At 43.9% G+C, this 18,235-nt stretch carries 16 protein-coding genes, 1 pseudogene and 1 riboswitch; of the genes and pseudogenes, 11 read left to right on the forward strand and 6 right to left on the reverse strand.

From position 1 onward, the window contains the following. Both H6G40_RS08435 and cbiE read right to left on the reverse strand, forming a co-directional pair. Positions 1–215, reverse strand: a 215-nt coding sequence (locus H6G40_RS08435; protein WP_190537532.1) for an IS4/Tn5 family transposase DNA-binding protein, incomplete at its 3' end; no start/stop codon positions are given. A 473-nt stretch (positions 216–688) separates the two neighbouring features. Further along, a complete protein-coding gene (cbiE, locus tag H6G40_RS08440) occupies positions 689–1,957 on the reverse strand; it encodes a precorrin-6y C5,15-methyltransferase (decarboxylating) subunit CbiE (RefSeq protein WP_123230974.1) in 1,269 nt (422 codons plus the stop codon). Positions 1,958–2,020: 63 nt separating this feature from the next. Here cbiE and H6G40_RS08445 point away from each other — a divergent pair, with 63 nt between their 5' ends. The 6 genes and pseudogenes from H6G40_RS08445 to H6G40_RS08470 all read left to right on the forward strand — a co-directional run. Then, positions 2,021–2,647, forward strand: a complete 627-nt coding sequence (locus H6G40_RS08445; RefSeq protein ID WP_123230975.1) for a DUF3782 domain-containing protein — start codon at positions 2,021–2,023, stop codon at positions 2,645–2,647. Positions 2,648–2,704: 57 nt separating this feature from the next. Then, the gene (locus H6G40_RS08450) at positions 2,705–3,274 is read left to right on the forward strand and encodes a DUF3782 domain-containing protein (RefSeq protein ID WP_184891222.1); all 570 of its coding nucleotides are present in this window, start codon (positions 2,705–2,707) and stop codon (positions 3,272–3,274) included. Beyond that, positions 3,245–3,403: riboswitch (cobalamin riboswitch) on the forward strand. Its footprint overlaps the gene before it by 30 nt. 57 nt (positions 3,404–3,460) lie before the next feature. Then, positions 3,461–4,885 (forward strand): precorrin-3B synthase, encoded by a 1,425-nt coding sequence (gene cobG, locus H6G40_RS08455; protein WP_069475591.1) that lies wholly within the window; start codon positions 3,461–3,463, stop codon positions 4,883–4,885. Between the two features lies 1 nt (position 4,886). Continuing rightward, positions 4,887–5,513, forward strand: a complete 627-nt coding sequence (locus H6G40_RS08460) for a precorrin-8X methylmutase (protein ID WP_002736997.1) — start codon at positions 4,887–4,889, stop codon at positions 5,511–5,513. Continuing rightward, entirely contained in the window at positions 5,510–6,214 is a 705-nt protein-coding gene (gene cobI / locus H6G40_RS08465) for a precorrin-2 C(20)-methyltransferase (RefSeq protein WP_069475592.1), read from the forward strand. Before H6G40_RS08460 ends, cobI begins: the two co-directional genes overlap by 4 nt. Positions 6,215–6,278: 64 nt before the next feature. Further along, positions 6,279–6,443 (forward strand): annotated as a pseudogene (locus H6G40_RS08470) (P-loop NTPase fold protein); the annotation flags it as partial. Between the two features lie 229 nt (positions 6,444–6,672). Here the strand turns inward: H6G40_RS08470 and H6G40_RS08475 are convergent. Beyond that, positions 6,673–7,239: a Uma2 family endonuclease gene (locus H6G40_RS08475; protein ID WP_103112187.1), complete on the reverse strand. Its 567-nt coding sequence runs from the start codon at positions 7,237–7,239 to the stop codon at positions 6,673–6,675. A gap of 26 nt (positions 7,240–7,265) precedes the next feature. Further along, the gene (locus H6G40_RS08480; RefSeq protein WP_149106554.1) at positions 7,266–7,856 is read right to left on the reverse strand and encodes a Uma2 family endonuclease; all 591 of its coding nucleotides are present in this window, start codon (positions 7,854–7,856) and stop codon (positions 7,266–7,268) included. 292 nt (positions 7,857–8,148) lie between these two features. Between H6G40_RS08480 and H6G40_RS08485 the strand changes: the two genes are divergently transcribed. The 5 genes from H6G40_RS08485 to H6G40_RS08505 all read left to right on the forward strand — a co-directional run bounded on the left by H6G40_RS08485 (position 8,149) and on the right by H6G40_RS08505 (position 14,635). Then, positions 8,149–10,068 (forward strand): long-chain fatty acid--CoA ligase, encoded by a 1,920-nt coding sequence (locus H6G40_RS08485; RefSeq protein ID WP_002737027.1) that lies wholly within the window; start codon positions 8,149–8,151, stop codon positions 10,066–10,068. Between the two features lie 61 nt (positions 10,069–10,129). Then, a complete protein-coding gene (locus tag H6G40_RS08490; RefSeq protein ID WP_002740554.1) occupies positions 10,130–10,579 on the forward strand; it encodes a YlqD family protein in 450 nt (149 codons plus the stop codon). 247 nt (positions 10,580–10,826) lie between these two features. Continuing rightward, positions 10,827–12,191: a DUF3370 domain-containing protein gene (locus H6G40_RS08495; RefSeq protein ID WP_002737389.1), complete on the forward strand. Its 1,365-nt coding sequence runs from the start codon at positions 10,827–10,829 to the stop codon at positions 12,189–12,191. A gap of 86 nt (positions 12,192–12,277) precedes the next feature. Continuing rightward, a complete protein-coding gene (locus tag H6G40_RS08500) occupies positions 12,278–13,168 on the forward strand; it encodes a hypothetical protein (RefSeq protein WP_002735334.1) in 891 nt (296 codons plus the stop codon). Positions 13,169–13,186: 18 nt separating this feature from the next. Continuing rightward, entirely contained in the window at positions 13,187–14,635 is a 1,449-nt protein-coding gene (locus H6G40_RS08505) for a family 10 glycosylhydrolase (protein ID WP_069475596.1), read from the forward strand. Between the two features lie 6 nt (positions 14,636–14,641). Here the strand turns inward: H6G40_RS08505 and H6G40_RS08510 are convergent, their stop codons facing one another. Together H6G40_RS08510 and H6G40_RS08515 are read right to left on the reverse strand one after the other, a co-directional pair. Beyond that, complete coding sequence (locus tag H6G40_RS08510) at positions 14,642–16,843, reverse strand: GumC family protein (protein WP_069475597.1); 2,202 nt, start codon at positions 16,841–16,843, stop codon at positions 14,642–14,644. Between the two features lie 113 nt (positions 16,844–16,956). Then, positions 16,957–18,174, reverse strand: coding sequence for a polysaccharide biosynthesis/export family protein (locus H6G40_RS08515; protein ID WP_002773033.1), 1,218 nt, complete (start codon positions 18,172–18,174; stop codon positions 16,957–16,959). Between the last annotated feature and the right edge of the window lie 61 nt (positions 18,175–18,235).

Consider the following 18,235-nt stretch of genomic DNA (forward strand, 5'->3'; position numbering starts at 1 on the left):
CTTTTGGCTTGGGCGGCAATTATATCTGAGGGGTGAAAATAGGGGGAATTCCAAAAGTCGTAGGTGGCACTCGCTGCGGCTAGATTTCCCGAAGCTTGTGGCACACTTGTACTAGGTTGGCTGGCCAAGTTTTCTACGATACTGATTAACCTTTTCTTTCTTCTGGTGTCCCCTAGGTCTGCATACTGTAATTCTTGGGCTGCCCATTTCTCCATTTTTTTGCTTACCTCCACCTTAATTCCTTCTTTCAAAACTATACCTATCAATCGTTTCCCCTTTTTTTAAGTTTCTTCTCTTTTTGTTAAGAAAGATCTGACTAATGGATAGCCTTATCAAGGGGGGCTTTGATCCCTCCTTATTAAGGGGGATCTGACAATTTTTAACACCTAACTAGGGTCTGCTGAAAAAGTTTGTTGGTGGGGGCAGGGTGTGGGGTGTGGGGTGTGGGGTGTAGGGTTTTACCGATTTTGAGGTAGTCAGTTACCTAATTTTCAGGGAAAAAGTACCTGAATTTTACCCCCGATCCCTCCAATGGTCGGCACTTTTTGAGGGAAAAAAAGTCTAAAAGCCTTATCCAACAAGGTTTTTAGATTTATTCAGCAAGCCCTAACTAATTAGAAAGAAAAAGAATATCCAAAAAGTTCTATCTACAACTTTTGCAAGAGGGATCAAGGAGAAAATCAAGGATTTACAATCTCGGTTTCAGAACAGTCCACTGGGTTACGGGGGCCATGGCTTTCCAACCTAAAAACTTGCCGACCGGTTCGGCTTTTTCAATGCCAATTCGCAGCAGTTCCCCTCCTAATTTACTATGCCATTGCAAGAGAACTAATTCGCTTTCAATTGTAACAGTATTGGCAATAAGACGACCCCCGGGGCGCAGGGCTAACCAACAGGTTTCCAATAGGTGGGGTGTGGTGATACCGCCACCAATAAAAATAGCGTCCGGTTGCGGTAAATCTTCCAGGGCGCTCGGTGCGATTCCGGCGACGATTTGCAGGTGAGGCGTTCCCAGGGCGGCGGCATTATCGGCAATGTATTGTAATCTGGTGGGATGATGTTCGATCGCAATAGCCTGGCAACGGCGATCGCTACGCAGCCACTCAATGGCAATGGAACCACAACCCGCCCCCACATCCCAGAGCAATTGTCCGGGTAAGGGAGCCAATCTGCTCAGAGTGATAGCACGAACTTCTCTTTTTGTCAACTGTCCGTCATGATGGTAAGCAGAATCCGGCAGTCCAGGAAGGCGCGGCGCCTGGGTAGGAGGATTAGAGGAGATGCAGCTAATGGCGATGACATTTAGATCCGCCAGATCTGTAAACTCCCAATCGTTGGCGATGCCTTGAATGTGGCGTTCTCGGGTTCCCCCTAGATGTTCTAAAACCGTGATGGAACTCTCGCCAAAACCTCCCTCCCGGAGCAGCCGAGCAGCGATCGCCGGAGTCTGGGCATCGGCGCTTAGTACCAGCAGTTTAGCGCCGGGATAAAGCACCCCATTCAACCAAGCCAGGGGCCGACCGCACAAACTCAAAGTTTCCACTTCACTCAGGGACCAACCCAAACGACTACAGGCAAGACTAAAGCTAGAAGGAGAGGGAATAATCGTCATTTCCTCCAGGGGAATCTGGCGGGTGAGGGTGACACCAATTCCGTAGCACATGGGATCACCACTGGCCAAAACACAGACAGATTGACCACGACGGCGGATAATCTCGTTAATGGAGTCTTGAATGGGAGAAGTCCAGAGCAGTTTTTGCCGTTGATCCTCTGGGGGTAACATTGCCAGATGACGTTCACCACCGACAATAACTGATGCTAAAGAAAGCAGACTTCGCCCCACCGAACTTAAACCTTCTAAGCCATCTTCACCAATTCCTATGATCGATAGCCATTTCGACTTACAATTGCGATCCGCCATATTAAAAAAAATCGCTACTATTTCATTATCTGCCATCAGGCTCTATCCTTCAAACAAGATATAATCGCGTTAGTGCTAAGTTAATTTATCTGAAAAATTATGACCACCACCGCCGATGACGTTTGGAAATTATTAGCCGAATTAGTAGAAGCTCAAAAAGAGACAGAAAGATGCTTTCAAGAAACCGAGCGACGCTTTCAAGAAACGGAGCGGATTCTCAAAGAACAATCTTTAGAAACCGAGCGGATTCTCAAAGAACAATCTTTAAAAACCGATCGCCAAATTACTAGACTCAGTAAAGAAATTGGTAATCTTGGAGGTAAATGGGGACGTTTTGTCGAAAATATGGTAGCCCCAGCTTGTGAGACTTTATTTTTAAATCGTCAGATTCCCGTACATCAAGTTAGTCAAAGAGTCAGAAAACGTCTCGACGGTAAAACCCTAGAAATTGATGTGTTAGTAACTAATGAAAATCATGTGCTGGTAGTGGAAGTCAAAAGTAGTTTAAGTGTAGATGATGTCAAAGAATTAATCAAGAATCTAACAGAATTTAGGCAATTTTTCCCAGAATATAACCATAAACAATTATATGGGGCAGTAGCAGGCATTGAAATCGAAGAAGGAGCAGATAAATATGCCTATCGTCAAGGTTTATTTGTCTTGGCACAAAGGGGTGAAAATGTAGCGATTCTTAACGATACTGAGTTTCAACCGAAAACGTGGTAGGGGCTTTAAAAACAAGATATAATCGGGTTAGTGCCAAGTTAATTCAGAGGAAAAATTATGACCACCACCGCCGATGATGTTTGGAAATTATTAGCCGAATTAGCAGAAGCTCAAAAAGAGACAGAAAGATGCTTTCAAGAAACCGAGCGACGCTTTCAAGAAACCGATCGCCAAATTACCAGACTCAGTCAAGAAATTGGTAATCTTGGAGGTAAATGGGGACGTTTTGTCGAAAATATGGTAGCCCCCGCTTGTGAGACTTTATTTTTAAATCGTGATATTCCCGTACATCAAGTTAGTCAAAGAGTCAGAAAACGTCTCGACGGTAAAACCCTAGAAATTGATGTGTTAGTAACTAATGAAAATCATGTGCTAGTAGTGGAAGTTAAAAGTAGTTTAAGTGTAGATGATGTCAAAGAATTAATCAATAATCTAACAGAATTTAGGCAATTTTTTCCCGAATATAACCACAAACAATTATATGGGGCAGTAGCAGGCATTGAAATCGAAGAGGGAGCGGATAAATATGCTTATCGTCAAGGTTTATTTGTCTTAGCACAAAGGGGGGAAAATGTAGCGATTCTTAACGATACTGATTTTCAACCAAAAACGTGGTATGATCCTTAAACTTGTCTTTGGGAAAGTCCAGTGCAATTCTGGTACTGTGCCGCAGCTGTAATCAAGTAAAAAGTAAAAAGAGTACATCTTCCCTTTTTCCTTGCGAGTCAGAATACCAATTACAAGCTTTTGATCGGTAGTATAGACAACTAATTTTCTAACTACTTCTCTGCGTCGCATGGAGAACAAACAACGGTGAATTGGTTAGTTGAAGCAAATGCTTGTCCCGGTTTATTTTATGGCACTGCTGCCCAGGATGGATTTTTAATTCGTCTCCGCACCCCCGGTGGATGGCTCAATTCTCCACAGGGAAAAGCGATCGCCACTTGGCTCGAACAATGGCAGACGACAATACAAGTTACCAATCGGGCAAATCTGCAAATTCGCGGACTGCAAAAATCCCCCAGTTTAGAAGAATTTCAAACCCTGCAAAAATTAGGGTTAGCTGCCCATAACCCCAGTATCGATCATCTGCGTAATATCATGTCCAGTCCCACGGCTGGAATTGACTGCCAAGAATTGATCGATACTCGTCCATTAGTCCAAGAATTAGATAATTTTATCCAAAATTATCCATCAATTGCCCAACTAAGTCCTAAATTTAGTATCGGGATCGATGGCGGTGGTGCAGTGGGAATTGGCACTGGTTCAACTATGGCTTGGCAACACCGCTATAATGAGATTCAGCTATCGGCAATTACCGTCAAAAATCCGACAAATTTAACTTCTCTTGTTTGCTTTCGATTAGCACTTGGAGGAGATAAACAATTATATGACACGGACTTATTAATTGAGCCAGAAAACTGTTTAGCTGTGGTCAAAGCTCTAGTAAAGGTTTATGTCAATTATGTTCAACAAACCCCCAATATCAAGGGGAAAAAACCTCGGATGAAACACCTAATCAAAGATTGGGGATTGACAAAATATCTCGAACAAGTTAACTCCCGATTACATCGGACTTCTACCGGCATAATACAAGGGCAAGAATACCAGCAGGCTGCCCATTCTACTCAACCCTATTTTCATCTAGGAATTCATCCTCAAAAGCAACCCAGATTGTCTTATGTTGGCCTATCATTAAGATTAGGACAATTGACGGCTAATCAACTATGGGGATTAGCGGCACTATCAGAAACTTTTGGCAGTGGTCAGTTACGATTAACCCCTTGGCAGACTGTTATATTACCCGATATTCCCGATGAAAAAGTGTCAGAATTGTTGCCAAAACTGGCATCACTAGGATTATCCGCTTCTCCCGGATGGGATGCGGGGATAGTTGCCTGTAGCGGTAAACCGGGTTGTGCGGCAGCGGCCACTGCAACTCAAATTCATGCTTCTCTCCTGGCAGATTATTTGCAGGAACACTTAACCTGCAATTCTCCTGTTAATATTCACTTGACGGGTTGTGCTAAATCCTGCGCTCAACCGGGTCCTGCGGAAATTACCCTTTTAGGAACTACCATCGAGGAAAATGGCCAAATACTAGAAGCTTATCAAGTCTATGTGGGTGATAGTCAAAAGTTCTTAGAAACACCCATATTTGAGGGAGAATTTACCAAGATTCCCCCGCTCATAGCCCAAATTTTAAGCTCCCAAAAATCAAAAAATTTAGATGAATAGAATGGAATACATTAAGAATGGTGAGGAAATTTACCGCAAATCTTTTGCTATTATTCGGGCTGAAACTAACTGGAAAAATCTCCCCGATGATTTAGCCCCTGTGGCAGTTCGTCTAATTCATTCCTGCGGGATGACAGACATAACAGAAGATTTAGAAGCATCACCAGACGCGGTTAAAATCGGACGAAATGCTCTCGCTGGGGGTGCAGCAATTCTCTGTGATTCTCAAATGGTCGCTAATGGCATTACCAAAGCCCGTTTACCTAAAAATAATCCGATTATTTGTACCCTCAATTATCCAGAAGTGACCGAGTTAGCACGACAAATTAATAATACCCGCTCCGCTGCCGCTTTAGAACTTTGGCAACCTCATTTAGCTGGAGCAGTGGTAGCCATTGGTAATGCACCAACCGCACTTTTTCACCTACTAGAATTGCTCGATCAAAATGTAGCTAAACCGGCTTTGATTTTAGGCTTTCCCGTGGGATTTGTAGGAGCGGCAGAGTCGAAAATAGAATTAGCAACTAATAGTCGTGGCGTGCCATTTATTACCCTGCACGGACGTAGAGGCGGCAGCGCAATCGCAGCAGCAGCAGTCAATGCTTTAGCAAAAGAGAACGAATTATGAATAAATTAGGCAAACTTTATGGATTAGGAATCGGTCCCGGTGATCCCGAATTGTTGACGCTAAAAGCACACCGGATTCTCACAACTGTTCCGGTAATTGCTTATCCTACCTTAGAAAGTGGCAAAGTTTTGGCACGAGCAATTGTGTCGGATTTTATCCGTCCCGAGCAGATAGAAATTCCCATGCCTTTACCTTTTAGTGCCGAGCGCAGTTCTCAACCTCATTATGATATTGCCGCCGAAAATATCGCCGAACAGTTAAACTTAGGCCGAGATGTGGCAGTTTTATGTGTGGGCGATCCGATGTTGTATGGCACGTTTATGTATATCTTTAATCGCTTGTGCAATCGCTTTTCCATTGAAGTCGTGCCGGGTATTTCTTCAGTGATGGCAAGTGCAGCAATGCTGGGTGTACCTATCACTTATCGAAATGACGTATTTAGTATCATGCCCGCTACTTTAGAGGCGGAAATATTGCGGGATCGCCTAGCATTTATCGATGCAGCAGCGATTATTAAATTAGGCAGACATTTCGCTAAAGTTCGTGATATTCTCGAGGAATTAGGATTATTAGAACGCGCCCTCTACATCGAACGAGCAACCTTACCCAATCAGCAAATTATTCCGATTACCGAAATCGATCCAGAGGCTGTCACCTACTGGTCATTAATTCTGATTCCTAGTAAAACTAAACTCCAATAATTCTATAGACATAGTTAAATCTTCTATCCCCTACCTGACAAAACCTATCGGGTTTAGATGATAGGAAGAATTTCATGAAGATTTTGCTAAAATTGTCGATGCCTATATTGGGAATGATCGAGTATATGTATTTATTGACGATTTAGATCGCTGTAAACATCCAAAATCAGCAGAGTTGATGCAAGCGATTAACTTGATGATTGCTGATGATCCGTCAGTGGTGTTGATTTTCTGACAGGGGGACAAGCGAGCTAAAAAATTTGCCAACAAAGGCTTCTGGCTTCTCTCGCTAGAAATAGATCGAGCGATTCTAGGCAAAAAGCTAACGAAAGAATTAGGGATAGGAGCGAGCTTACTAGGAATCATTATTAATAAGTGAGAGATGGTGCGGCGAACTTTTTCGAGCTAAAATCATGAAAAGTTTACGATATATGGATTTCAGCTTTCTTGTCCCCCTGTCAGGTTTCTAGGGTGATATCCTCGTATAAATCCCGAAGAGATGCCGTCAGATTAATACTCTGTAAACTAAAACTTTCTTGCTGATAGGTTTGCAGAATCCATAAACCCTGTTCACCGCGTCGAAAAGTTTCCACTCGTTGGTGTTTACTATTCACTAAGACATATTCCTCTAAACTTTCTAGAGTTTGATAATCATTAAATTTATCCCCCCTGTCAAAAGCTTCTGTAGAATCGGAGAGAACTTCGATAATCAATTTAGGAAAACTTTTGTAGGTAGCAGTTTCTCTATCTCTGTCATCGCAGGTGACAAGAATATCGGGATAATAAAAGTGATTGCGTTTCTCTAATCTGACTTTCACATCGGCAAAATAAACCCGACAATCGGAACCACGCAAATGATTACGAATGATAAAAGTTAAATTGAGTCCGATAATATTATGAGTATCCGTCGTTCCTGCCATGGCGTAAATTTGCCCATCGATATATTCATGTTTAATGGGACTTTTTTCTTCAAACTGAAGATATTCTTCTGGAGTGAGATTATTATAGTTAGATAGAGCAATCATGGGTTTAATCGTTGAAGGAGATTTTCTTAAGGGCTTTCGGGAGTATCATTAACCGTTTCTAGGGTGATATCCTCGTATAAATCCCGAAAAGATGCCGTCAGATTAATACTCTGTAAACTAAAACTTTCTTGCTGATAGGTTTGCAGAATCCATAAACCCTGTTCACCCCGGCGAAAAGTTTCCACTCGTTGGTGTTTACTATTGACTAAGACATATTCCTCTAAACTTTCTAGAGTTTGATAATCATTAAATTTATCCCCCCTGTCAAAAGCTTCTGTAGAATCGGAGAGAACTTCGATAATCAATTTAGGAAAACTTTTGTAGGTAGCAGTTTCCCTATCTCTGTCATCGCAGGTGACAAGAATATCAGGATAATAAAAGTGATTGCGTTTCTCTAATCTGACTTTCACATCGGCAAAATAAACCCGACAATCGGAACCCCGCAAATGATTACGAACAATTGTGTATATATTCCCCCCAACAATATTATGAGTATCCGTCGTCCCTGCCATGGCGTAAATTTGTCCATCGATATATTCGTGTTTAATGGGACTTTTTTCTTCAAACTGAAGATATTCTTCTGGAGTGAGATTATTATATTTAGATAGAGCAATCATCGTTTTTTCTGCTAATTACAACTATATTAAGTACCTAAGCAAAATTAATTATACATCTAAGCCGTTAGCCTTTTCTGTAATCAGTAAGCAGTATTAAGTAACAGTAACATTCCCTGATTACTGTTCACCGTTCACCGATAACTGAAAAGTCTCCTCTCTCCGAGTCTCAACTAGGAAATTAACTTTGCAGGATTAGATACCTGTTGAAATACTGTCTAGGGGAACCGGCAAAAAGAGCCTCGAATGGTTAATCTATATGTTATTACTCTTGTAACCCTCTATAACTACTGCTATGACAACCCTAATTGACTATTCAAATATTCAATCTTTACCCGAAGTTTGGTCAATAGTTGCCCAGCGTTTCCCCAATATTATCGCCCTGCACGATCCCCACAGTAAACCGGAAGTAATTCTCACCTATCGGGAACTTTATCAACAAATTCAGCAATTTGCCGCCGCTTTGCAAGCATTAGGAGTCACAGAAACCGAAAATGTCGCTTTATTTGCCGATAATAGTCCCCGGTGGTTTATTGCCGACCAAGGTTCCATGGCAGCCGGGGCCGCCAACGCGGTACGATCTGCTCAAGCAGATGCAGAGGAATTAGCCTATATTCTGGCCGATAGTGACAGTCAGACGCTGATTGTCGAAAATAACAAAACTTTAGGCAAATTGCTGGCGAAAATCCCTGAATTGCCCCTAAAATTAATCGTGCTGCTCACCGACGAAGACCCCGCTACTGGGGCGATTTCCGTGCAGACCTTAAATTTCAAGCAACTAATGGCGATCGGGGCTGAGAACACCCTTAAACCCATCACCAAGAGCGAAAATGATCTGGCTACCCTCATCTACACATCGGGGACGACGGGACAACCAAAAGGGGTGATGTTAAGTCACGGTAATCTGCTGCATCAGGTACGCAACTTAAACGCTATCTTTCAACCGGATCCTGGCGATCGAGTTTTAAGTATACTACCTTCATGGCACTCCTACGAGCGCAGTTGTGAGTATTTCAGTCTAGCTCAAGGTTGCACCCAGATTTATACCAGTATTCGCACTTTTAAGCAGGATTTAAAGCAATTTAGTCCGCAATTAATGGTGGGAGTTCCCCGTCTTTGGGAATCTCTTTACGAGGGTATCCAAAAGCAATTTAGCGAACAATCGGCCACAAAACAGAAATTAGTGCGATTTTTGCTAGAAAAGTCGGAAAATTACGTTATTGCTAAACGTATCGCCGATAATCTCAGTCTTGATCACCTTCACGCTTCCGGGATCGAAAGACTAAAAGCAAGAATTCAATCCCTCTTACTCTATCCCCTCCATGCCATCGGTGACAAGCTAGTTTATGGCAAAATTCGCCAAGCAGTGGGAAATAAAGTTAAAATCTTGGTTAGTGGCGGTGGTTCCTTAGCTAGACATCTAGATACTTTCTATGAGATTGCGGGAATCCCGATTTTAGTTGGTTATGGACTGACAGAAACTTCTCCCGTCGCTACCGTCCGTCGTATCGATCATAACCTGCGCGGGTCTGCCGGTCGTCCCGTCTTTCAGACAGAAATCTGTATTGTCGATTTACACAGCAAAGAAGTCCTACCCACAGAAAAACACGGTTTAGTCTTGATTCGTGGTCCGCAGGTGATGCAGGGATACTATAAAAAACCCGAAGCAACCGAAAAAGCGATTTCTCCCGATGGTTGGTTTGATAGCGGTGATATTGGTTGGTTAACCGCTGCCGGGGATTTAGTCTTAACCGGACGGGCCAAAGATACAATTGTTTTGAGCAATGGTGAAAATATCGAACCGCAACCGATTGAAGATGCTTGTTTACGCAGTCCCTTTATCTCCCAAATCATGCTAGTGGGACAGGATCAAAAAGCTTTGGGGGCTTTGATCGTGCCTAATCTTGATATACTGGCTAATTGGGCCCAAGAACAGAAACTATCCTTAAATTTACCCGATCCTCACAGCGATCGCTCCACGATTCTTTCTAGCGATCTCTACAGCAAAAAAGTCTTAGATCTCTACCAACAAGAATTAAAGCGCGAGGTGAGAAATCGGCCCGGTTATCGTACCGATGACCAGATTAAAACCTTTGAGTTAATTTTAGAGCCTTTTTCCCTAGAAAACGGCATGATGACCCAAACTTTAAAGATTAAACGACCGGTAGTAACGCAACGCTATCGCGATATGATTAACGAGATGTTTGCCAAGTAAATATTTCTGGTAAATATTCCCTAAACCCTTGACAAAAAAACCTTTTTAGGATAAGCAAATCATGGATGACGCACAAACCAGTTTATTACTGAAGCGCCCGGTGACAATTAAAGTCATCGTAACCCCGCGCTGGAAAGAAGAAGCACAACAGCAATTACAGGCACAAATGGTGCAAATTGATGCACAAATTCAACAATTAGAAAGCCAAGGACAAAGAGCGATCGCAGAAATTCAGCGTCAGAGTCTGATCCCCTTACCCCCCGCGGCTGCCCAACAGATTGACAATATTCAAATCCAAGTCAATCAACAGAAAAGTGAGTTTCTCGAACAAAAAAACCAGTATCTGCAACAACTGCAACAGATACAACTCTTGGAACTCAATCAAGAAGTCGCCCAAGCACAACTAGAAAGCTTTTTCCGCGTCGAAAAAGGCGATAACTTAGTGGCCAAAATGAATGTGGAACTCGTCCTTAGAGATGGCATCGTCGAAGAAATTCGCGGCGAAATTTAAAGCTAGGGTGAGCAGTTACGGGTCATTGTCAACTTAACCCTTAAAATCGGCAATAGCAAGGGGTATTCTCCCTTGCTCACCCAGAAAACCGTCCCTAGTTCACATCACCCCTGACAGGACTTGATCAGACCTTAAAAATATATTAAGATTCTTTATCGATCGCCCGGACACACTCGCTTATATTGTCGTATAACTTCAGCTCTCCATCGACTCACCCTGAATTAGATCCTATAAATATGGAATCTCTATGCTTTCTTTCTTACCCACTATTCTTTTAGCTCAGTCCGCCTCGGTTCTGCCCCAGATAGAGAGGAAATTAATCACCCAATATCAGGAAGTGCGTCAGTTGCCCGGTCAACTAAATGACGTTCTAGTTTTTAATAGCAATAGTCCCGAAGTGGTAGAAAAAGAGGGAATTCTCCTCTCCACTTTCCCCGGTAAAGGAAAACGTTTTCCCATAGCCCATCTCAATCATCCCCTACAAGGACGTTTTGACGTTTTCACCCACCACATCGCTCGTCAAACCGATCCCATCCGCGACCTACACCAGGGACTGATCGTTACTAATCCCACCTCCAAAAACCTCGTTATCCGCATCCTGCAAGGAGTCAGTTACGTCACCTCCGCCGATGCCCCTTTTGTCGATTTACCCTCTCTGGTGGAAGATCCCAACGGCCGGGTTTTTTCCGGTCCCGGTTCCCGTTTAGCCAGCGATATCATGCGTCGTCGCCATGATACCCAATTTCCCACCCAGATCGTCATTCCCCCCGGCGAAAGTCGGATGCTCTTGGATCTAGTTATCCCCAGAAGCAGCGCTCGCTCGACTCTGCTGCGTCTCTACAGCGATGGCCCTATCTATATGGCTAATTTAGCCCTCTACGAAGTTCCCCAAAAAGTCAAAATCGAAGATCGGGAAATAGAAACCTTTCGTCCCCCTATCCTAGAGGAATGGCGTACCCTATTAGTTAGAGGTGATTTAGCCGCTCCTCGTGATTTTCCCCCCACTCCCCCTGATCAGTGGTCTCCCGGAAGAAGAAATTTTTATGGTCGCGTGGCCGGAATTTCTGTCGGTTCGGAATGGGCAACCCGCATTGTCGATCCCAAAGGGGGAATTAATCTCACCATTCCTCAACCCGGTCAAGCTTTTGCCTATCCTTTAAGTACGGTGACAGCAGCTACTTTCGGAACCAGACAAATTCAAAGCGCCCCCATGTTAGTGCGTTATCCCGATACGGCTTTCAAAGCTCACGGTAACTACGGTGTTCACTACTATCTGACTTTACCTCTATATAACAACACTAGCAAAACCCAGGTGGTGGCTTTGACTATTCAAACCCCAATTAAAGAAGATAATTATCTCGATCGCTTGCTATTTGTTGAACCCGTCCAGGGACCGGTATTTTTCCGGGGTGCAGTGCGCGTTACCTATCGTAACGAACTGGGACGCACCGAGGAACGTTTTTTCCATCTCGTTCAACGGGAAGGACAACAGGGAGAAGCTTTAGTACAGATAGAACTTCCCCCCGGCGCCCGACGCGACGTTAATCTCGATTTTCTCTATCCCCCCGATGCCACCCCCCCCCAAGTTTTGAGCGTTAAAACGTTGAAATAGATAGTTTTTCTCGAAAAGTTAACGGCTGATTGTCCGGAGGAACAACTAAGATACACTGATATTAATCTCTCTCTGGGAATTAGCCGATGGATATTAGCAAAACTTGCTTTATTTGCTGCTTATTATCTCAATTTTTGGGCAATGCAGCCGCGAGTTTAGCCGTGACTAAACTCGATTTTGATACCAGTCAACCCCTAAGAAATCAAGTGATTAAATCGGGGAAAATTAAGGTACAAGTTAGCTATCAACCCATCGACCTAAACGAGAAAATTGATGACAATTCTGATCTTAATAATGTTTCTTATCAAATCTTTTATAACGAGCAACTTTATCAGCAAAATAGCGGGTATAGTGCCTTTGGATCTGGCTATGTGGAATTAAGAGATTTAGATAATAATGGCATCGATGAGATTATCATCTCCACCTATAGCGGCGGCGCTCACTGCTGCACATCTTTGGTAATTTATACTTGGCAAAAAGATAGATTTATTAGAGAAGAAACGGGATTTTTAGATGGTAGTGGTGGTTCTTTTGAAGATTTAGATGGAGATAATAATTATGAATTTATTACCGTTGATAATTCTTTTTTATATGCTTTTAGTTCCTACGCTGCCTCTTTTCCTCCCTCCAAAATTTATACTTTTCAACAGGGTAAATTAGCAGATGTCACTAGAAAATATCCCCAAGAATTAAGAAAAACTTTAGCAGCAATGCTGAAAGCTTTTCAGTTAGCTAAAAAAGAAAAAGGCGAAGTTAATGGCATTTTGGCTGGTTATGTGGCACAGAAAATTATACTAGGAGAATACGAAGAAGCTTGGCAATTTCTTCTCACTAATTATGATAAACACTCCGATTGGGGTCTCGATATCCATGGCGAAAATACAGTGATCGGAAAATATCCAGACTTTCCCACTGCTCTGAGCGCTTTTCTCCTGAAAAATGGCTATTTATCTGAAAATAAAAACAATAAAAAATAGCAAACGCTGTGAACAACTATGTTAAAGAAAGTTAATTATCTGCGATCGCTATTTTGTTTTCTTGCTACAATTCTCTGGATTAGTCCTCTAGGGATTAACTCTAGTCTCGCTGTCAATGATAATTGTCAACTGTCCGAATCAGAAATCCAACAACAAGAAAATCTCCGTCAAACCTCGCCCCAAGAATATAACATCTTAGTACAGAAATATGCTGAACAATTGCGCTTTTGCCGTTCCCGACACTGGTTACAGGAACAGGCGATCTGGTTACGTCTCTACTCCTGTGATAGCCGTCCCGGATCGATGGAAAGTATCCTCGATCGCATCGTGGCCAAAGGTTATAATACAGTTTATGTGGAAGTTTTTGCCGATGGTCAAGTCCTATTACCTCCTAACAATAATCCCACCGTTTGGGATAGCGTCATTAAAAATCCCAGTGCCGGAAATGTCGATTTATTAGCACAGGCAATCGAACAGGGACATAAACGCGGTTTAAAGGTTTATGCTTGGTTATTTAGCCTCAATTTTGGCTATGCTTATAGCTTAAAACCCTATCGACAGGAGGTATTAGCACGCAATGGTAAAGGACAAGATAGCACCTCTTTTGTCGATGATCAATCCCAAACTTTTGTCGATCCCTACAGCAATCAAGCGCGACAGGATTATTTAATTCTCCTAGAAGCCATTTTACAACGTCGTCCCGATGGAGTTTTATTTGATTATATTCGCTATCCCAGAGGAACGGGAGTCGATTCCGTTGCTGATGATGTCAAAGATTTATGGATTTTTAGTCCGGCATCCCGACAAGCTTTAATTAATCGAGGATTGAATAATAAGGGCAAATTTCTCATCGATCGCTATCTGACTCGTGGCAAAATTTCCCCTGATGATATCGTCGAAGCCGATCGCCTTTATCCCCAAGAAACTGCTCCTCTCTGGCAAGGAAGAATACCTTTAGAAGAGGAGATGAAACAATCAGTTAAAAGTCGTTTTGATCGCCTCAAATTAGAACTTTGGTTCCTAGCGGTTGCCCATGCTGCCCAGGGTGTCATTGATTATATTAGTTATTTTTCTGCCCTGGTGGAACGTCAGGGAATTCCCGCCGGAGCAGTGTTTTTTCCCGATGGGAATCGTCTTGTGGGTAATCAAGGTTTTGATTCCCGTTTACAAGCTTGGGATAGTTTTCCCGCTTCCCTAGAATGGCATCCCATGTCCTACGCTAATTGTAACGATACTACCTGTGTAGTTAATCAGATCAAAAGAGTAGTAGAAAGCAGGGGAAATCAAACTCCTGTTATCCCAGCTTTAGCCGGTTTATGGGGACAACCCTATAACAATCGTCCCTCCTTAGAAGTGCAAATGGCAGCGATTCGCCTAGCTTTTCCCACCATAGATAGTATCAGTCATTTTGCTTTTTCTTGGCAAGAACCACAATTCGATCGAGCCCGAAGATTTTGTCATAAGTAACCCCATTTATACCTCCACCTTCACTTCCTCTGTCTCTGTTTGTCCTCGTGTTGGGGGAACTATCAAAGGCGGCAGTCCTGGTTCGGCGGTGTTGAGAGTCGGTGTAATATCGACGTAGTTAATCACCGCCCCTAAAATTTTCACTTCCGCTTCTGTTAACTGGTCAGTTGCTTCACTCAAGAGACTAGAACGAGTTATGGGCGGGCGCGTTACCAGAATAATCCCGTCCGCTAGTTCTTCTAAGAGCAGCGCATCATTACAGCTAGACAGAGAAGGAGTATCGACAATCACCAGATCGAAACGGCCGCTAGAATCTTTGAGAATCAATTGTAATTCGCTCGATTCAATGATAGCTGCCGCTTGTTTTTGCGGACCGGGACTAGGCAAAATGGAAAGGTTTTCTATATTTGGGGCCAGCCGGATCGATTTACTTTTTGCCCCGTAGTAAAGTAGGGGTTCTCGGAAAGAATTGGGATCGGGAGTGACTCCGATTTCTTCGGACTTAGAAGGACTTCTCAGATCTCCTTCGACTAACAGAGTCCGTCGGCCCGCTAAAGCCGCGGCGATGGCCAGATTATAGGCAGTGGCGGTTTTCCCCTCTCCGCCAGTAATACTGGTGACAACAACCACTTTCACCTTTTCGCTGCCGCCAACAAGTCGCAGGGTACTGCGTAAACGTTCGTAGTAGGGGAGATAATTGGCATTAGCATCGGCGAGAATCGGATCGATTTCCTCGCCCTCTAAATTCCGGACAATGGGCAATTGTCCCAAGAGTAGTATATCCTGACTAACCAAAGCTTCCCGCAATTCTTGGGGACTGTGCAGGCGATCATCGATCACTGCTAACAGCAGGATCACACCCAATCCGGCTAAAGTTCCCAAACCAGCACCCGCCAAGAGAATCAAGAGACGATTCTTGCGGTTAAACACCTGTTCGATCGGTTCAGCGACCGGCGGTTGGGCGACGGTGAGACTACCCACGGTTTCCGCTTCTGCGGCCTGAGCATCCACCAGCGCATTGAGAATATTCTCGTAGATACCCCTTTGAAAGGCGACGGCTTGGGTTAAACGAGCTTGCTGTAACTGTTTATCGGGGAATTTCTCGTATTGGGAGCGTAATTGCTGTTCCTGAGTCACTAAGGATTCTAATTGTTTCATCAAACCCTCGCGCTGAGTTTGCAGGGCGACTAATTGACCCGCTAGTTGTTGACGGGCGGCATCGAGATTACTTTGCTGACGGATGCGATTGCTGGGAAGAGAGGTCAGGACACCATCTTTTCCGATCACCTCGGCGGCTCTTTTTTGTAAGAGAGATTCGTTAACTTCCTGTTGCTTGCGTAATTTAACTACGGCGGGATGTTCGGGACGTAAATCCTTCTCTAGTCGCTCCAATTGGGCCTCTGTGTCCAAGATCTGCGCTCGGATACTGGCAATAATCGGGTCGGCACTAAGGGCTGAGGAGGTGTAGGCCTGATCGGGAGTTAAATCGAGTTGTTTACTCAGACTATCAATTTGTCCTTGAATGCCTTGCAGTCCTAGACGAATTTCTCGCTGTTGCTGTTGACTACTGGTGATAGCGGCGAATAAACTCCCATCTTGAATGGCCAGTAAATCTGAACCCTGGCTACTAATGTAGCGATAAAATTTTTCTTCGGCTCTGGTTAAATCTTTTTGGACTTCGTTAAGCCGGACACCGAGAGCTTCTATGCGGGCCCGTAACTGGGAAGTATTAATCCAGCGGCTGTATTCCACCATTTCCTTCATCAAGGTTTCGAGAATTAACTCCGCCTTGGCCCGGGAGTCGGCCGTTAACTCTAAAAGTATCTCTTGGGGTTGATCGCTATTATTTTTTCCCGCCGCTTCACCCGGGAAGGTGATTTTTAAATCTTGATCGCGAATTTTAACGAGCTGTTCTTGATTAAATTGCAATTTTTTGGCTGTATTGATCAATACCCGGGGAGATAGCAGTAAATCGCGATCGATAGCCCGTCCTTGTTCTTGCAGTTGGGTTCCCGTACTGGTAAAAGCTGGCGGCGGTACCCGATAGGCTAGTTGTCCCACCGCCCGATAAAATGTGGGGGGTTTCTCTGGATCGGGGAGGAGAGCAAAGATCGCAGAACCACCTAAACAGACGAGGAAGACGAATATTCCCACAAATTTGTTCTGATCTAGCGAGATGAGAAATCGTTTAACAATTGGTAGAGCCATAGCTTTTTAATATATTCCCAGATTTTTTACATTTTAGCGGTCAAGAGTTATTCTCGTCCTTGAAATCCTAGCTTATGAAGTTGTGTTAAGGAGTGAAGGGAGCAAGTTGCACCTCAATTATTGAAGTTATTGAATTGATTGCCAAAGTCGAGAATTGTATTGGTAAAACTGGAAATATCCCGAATGGGTTGGGTAATGATATTAAAAGCGGCGAAAATTTCCCCTAATAGGGTGCGGGTGACGATAATTACGTCTTGATCTTCTAAGGGAATATTTTGGGAGATATCTCCCCTAACTGCCGCTATCGGACTCAAAGTTTGACTAACAATTCCCCCTTTGGCACTGTCAAAACGTAGCAGGGACACTTCATTGACATTAATCCGCAGGCGATCAGAAACCGGTAAACTAGCCACCACATCGAGGAAGGTACTGCCATTAGGAATCGAAACATTTCTCAGGGAAATTCCCGAAGGAATTGAGGGAGCTAAAACCCTGACGGTAATATTCTGCTGGGCGAGGGTGGTTCTAGCCACCAATGTGCGATTATATCCCGTTTCTTGGCCCACTTCTAACTTGGAAACAACCACGGCATCACCTCCTTGCAGACGCAGATCTGGTAAGCGTTCCCCCTTAATCAAGGGAGTATAAAGGTCAAGTTTCTCCTCTAACACTGTACCATCGACTAAAACCCGACGGACAAGGATCGAACGCAGATCGGCTCTGGGAGTGCCACCACCCGCTGCCAAAATTACCTGTACTAGGGAAGTATTAGGAGCAATACTATAAAACCCCGGTCGCTGTACCTCTCCCAGAATGGTCAACTGGACGGGACGGGCAGTGGTTAGAACAGCAATGACTTCTGGTTCCTCCCGCAAGTATTTTCGCCCCAATTCGAGGCGGATTTTAGTTTGCACTTCGTCTAAAGTCAAGCCGAGTACCGGAATGCGGCCTAAAATCGGCACTAGAAAATTCCCATCGGGATCCACCGGACTTGCGGAATTAAATTCGGGAAAATCAGGAACCGAGACAGTAATTTGATCGCCTATATCGAGTCGATAGGTCTGAATTTGTCGGGATTGGGGATTATTGGGAGAGTAAACCGGTGGACTGTAGCCAGCGGGGGGAATCGTGTTTTCAGGAAAGGTGGGATTAGGCGGTTCGGGGGGCAAAAATTCTAACCCAGATCCGGGTTGAGTCTGGGGAATGGACAAAGGACCCTGGGCCTTGAGGCTCTCGGAGGGAATTACCCATAAGAACCCTGTCAGACTAAACCCTGATAAGGCTATGGCCCCGGTTCTGAATAAACCAACTGGCAAAAACTTGTTGAGCATTGGTGGAATCATACAGATATATCAATTTATTTTCTGAGAGTTATCTAGTGGGAGAGGAACA

Origin of the sequence: Microcystis viridis FACHB-1342, from assembly GCF_014698335.1 — a bacterium.
Lineage (GTDB): Bacteria > Cyanobacteriota > Cyanobacteriia > Cyanobacteriales > Microcystaceae > Microcystis > Microcystis ichthyoblabe_A.

Excerpts from the sequence above, each read along its gene's own strand:
- H6G40_RS08485 (WP_002737027.1), top strand. The coding sequence starts at position 8,149 with ATGACAACCCTAATTGACTATTCAAATATTCAATCTTTACCCGAAGTT.
- H6G40_RS08445 (WP_123230975.1), top strand. The coding sequence starts at position 2,021 with ATGACCACCACCGCCGATGACGTTTGGAAATTATTAGCCGAATTAGTA.
- H6G40_RS08480 (WP_149106554.1), bottom strand. The coding sequence starts at position 7,856 with ATGATTGCTCTATCTAAATATAATAATCTCACTCCAGAAGAATATCTT.
- H6G40_RS08490 (WP_002740554.1), top strand. The coding sequence starts at position 10,130 with ATGGATGACGCACAAACCAGTTTATTACTGAAGCGCCCGGTGACAATT.
- H6G40_RS08505 (WP_069475596.1), top strand. The coding sequence starts at position 13,187 with ATGTTAAAGAAAGTTAATTATCTGCGATCGCTATTTTGTTTTCTTGCT.
- H6G40_RS08510 (WP_069475597.1), bottom strand. The coding sequence starts at position 16,843 with ATGGCTCTACCAATTGTTAAACGATTTCTCATCTCGCTAGATCAGAAC.
- cobI (WP_069475592.1), top strand. The coding sequence starts at position 5,510 with ATGAATAAATTAGGCAAACTTTATGGATTAGGAATCGGTCCCGGTGAT.
- H6G40_RS08500 (WP_002735334.1), top strand. The coding sequence starts at position 12,278 with ATGGATATTAGCAAAACTTGCTTTATTTGCTGCTTATTATCTCAATTT.
- cbiE (WP_123230974.1), bottom strand. The coding sequence starts at position 1,957 with ATGGCAGATAATGAAATAGTAGCGATTTTTTTTAATATGGCGGATCGC.
- H6G40_RS08460 (WP_002736997.1), top strand. The coding sequence starts at position 4,887 with ATGGAATACATTAAGAATGGTGAGGAAATTTACCGCAAATCTTTTGCT.
- H6G40_RS08495 (WP_002737389.1), top strand. The coding sequence starts at position 10,827 with ATGCTTTCTTTCTTACCCACTATTCTTTTAGCTCAGTCCGCCTCGGTT.
- H6G40_RS08475 (WP_103112187.1), bottom strand. The coding sequence starts at position 7,239 with ATGATTGCTCTATCTAACTATAATAATCTCACTCCAGAAGAATATCTT.
- H6G40_RS08450 (WP_184891222.1), top strand. The coding sequence starts at position 2,705 with ATGACCACCACCGCCGATGATGTTTGGAAATTATTAGCCGAATTAGCA.
- H6G40_RS08515 (WP_002773033.1), bottom strand. The coding sequence starts at position 18,174 with ATGCTCAACAAGTTTTTGCCAGTTGGTTTATTCAGAACCGGGGCCATA.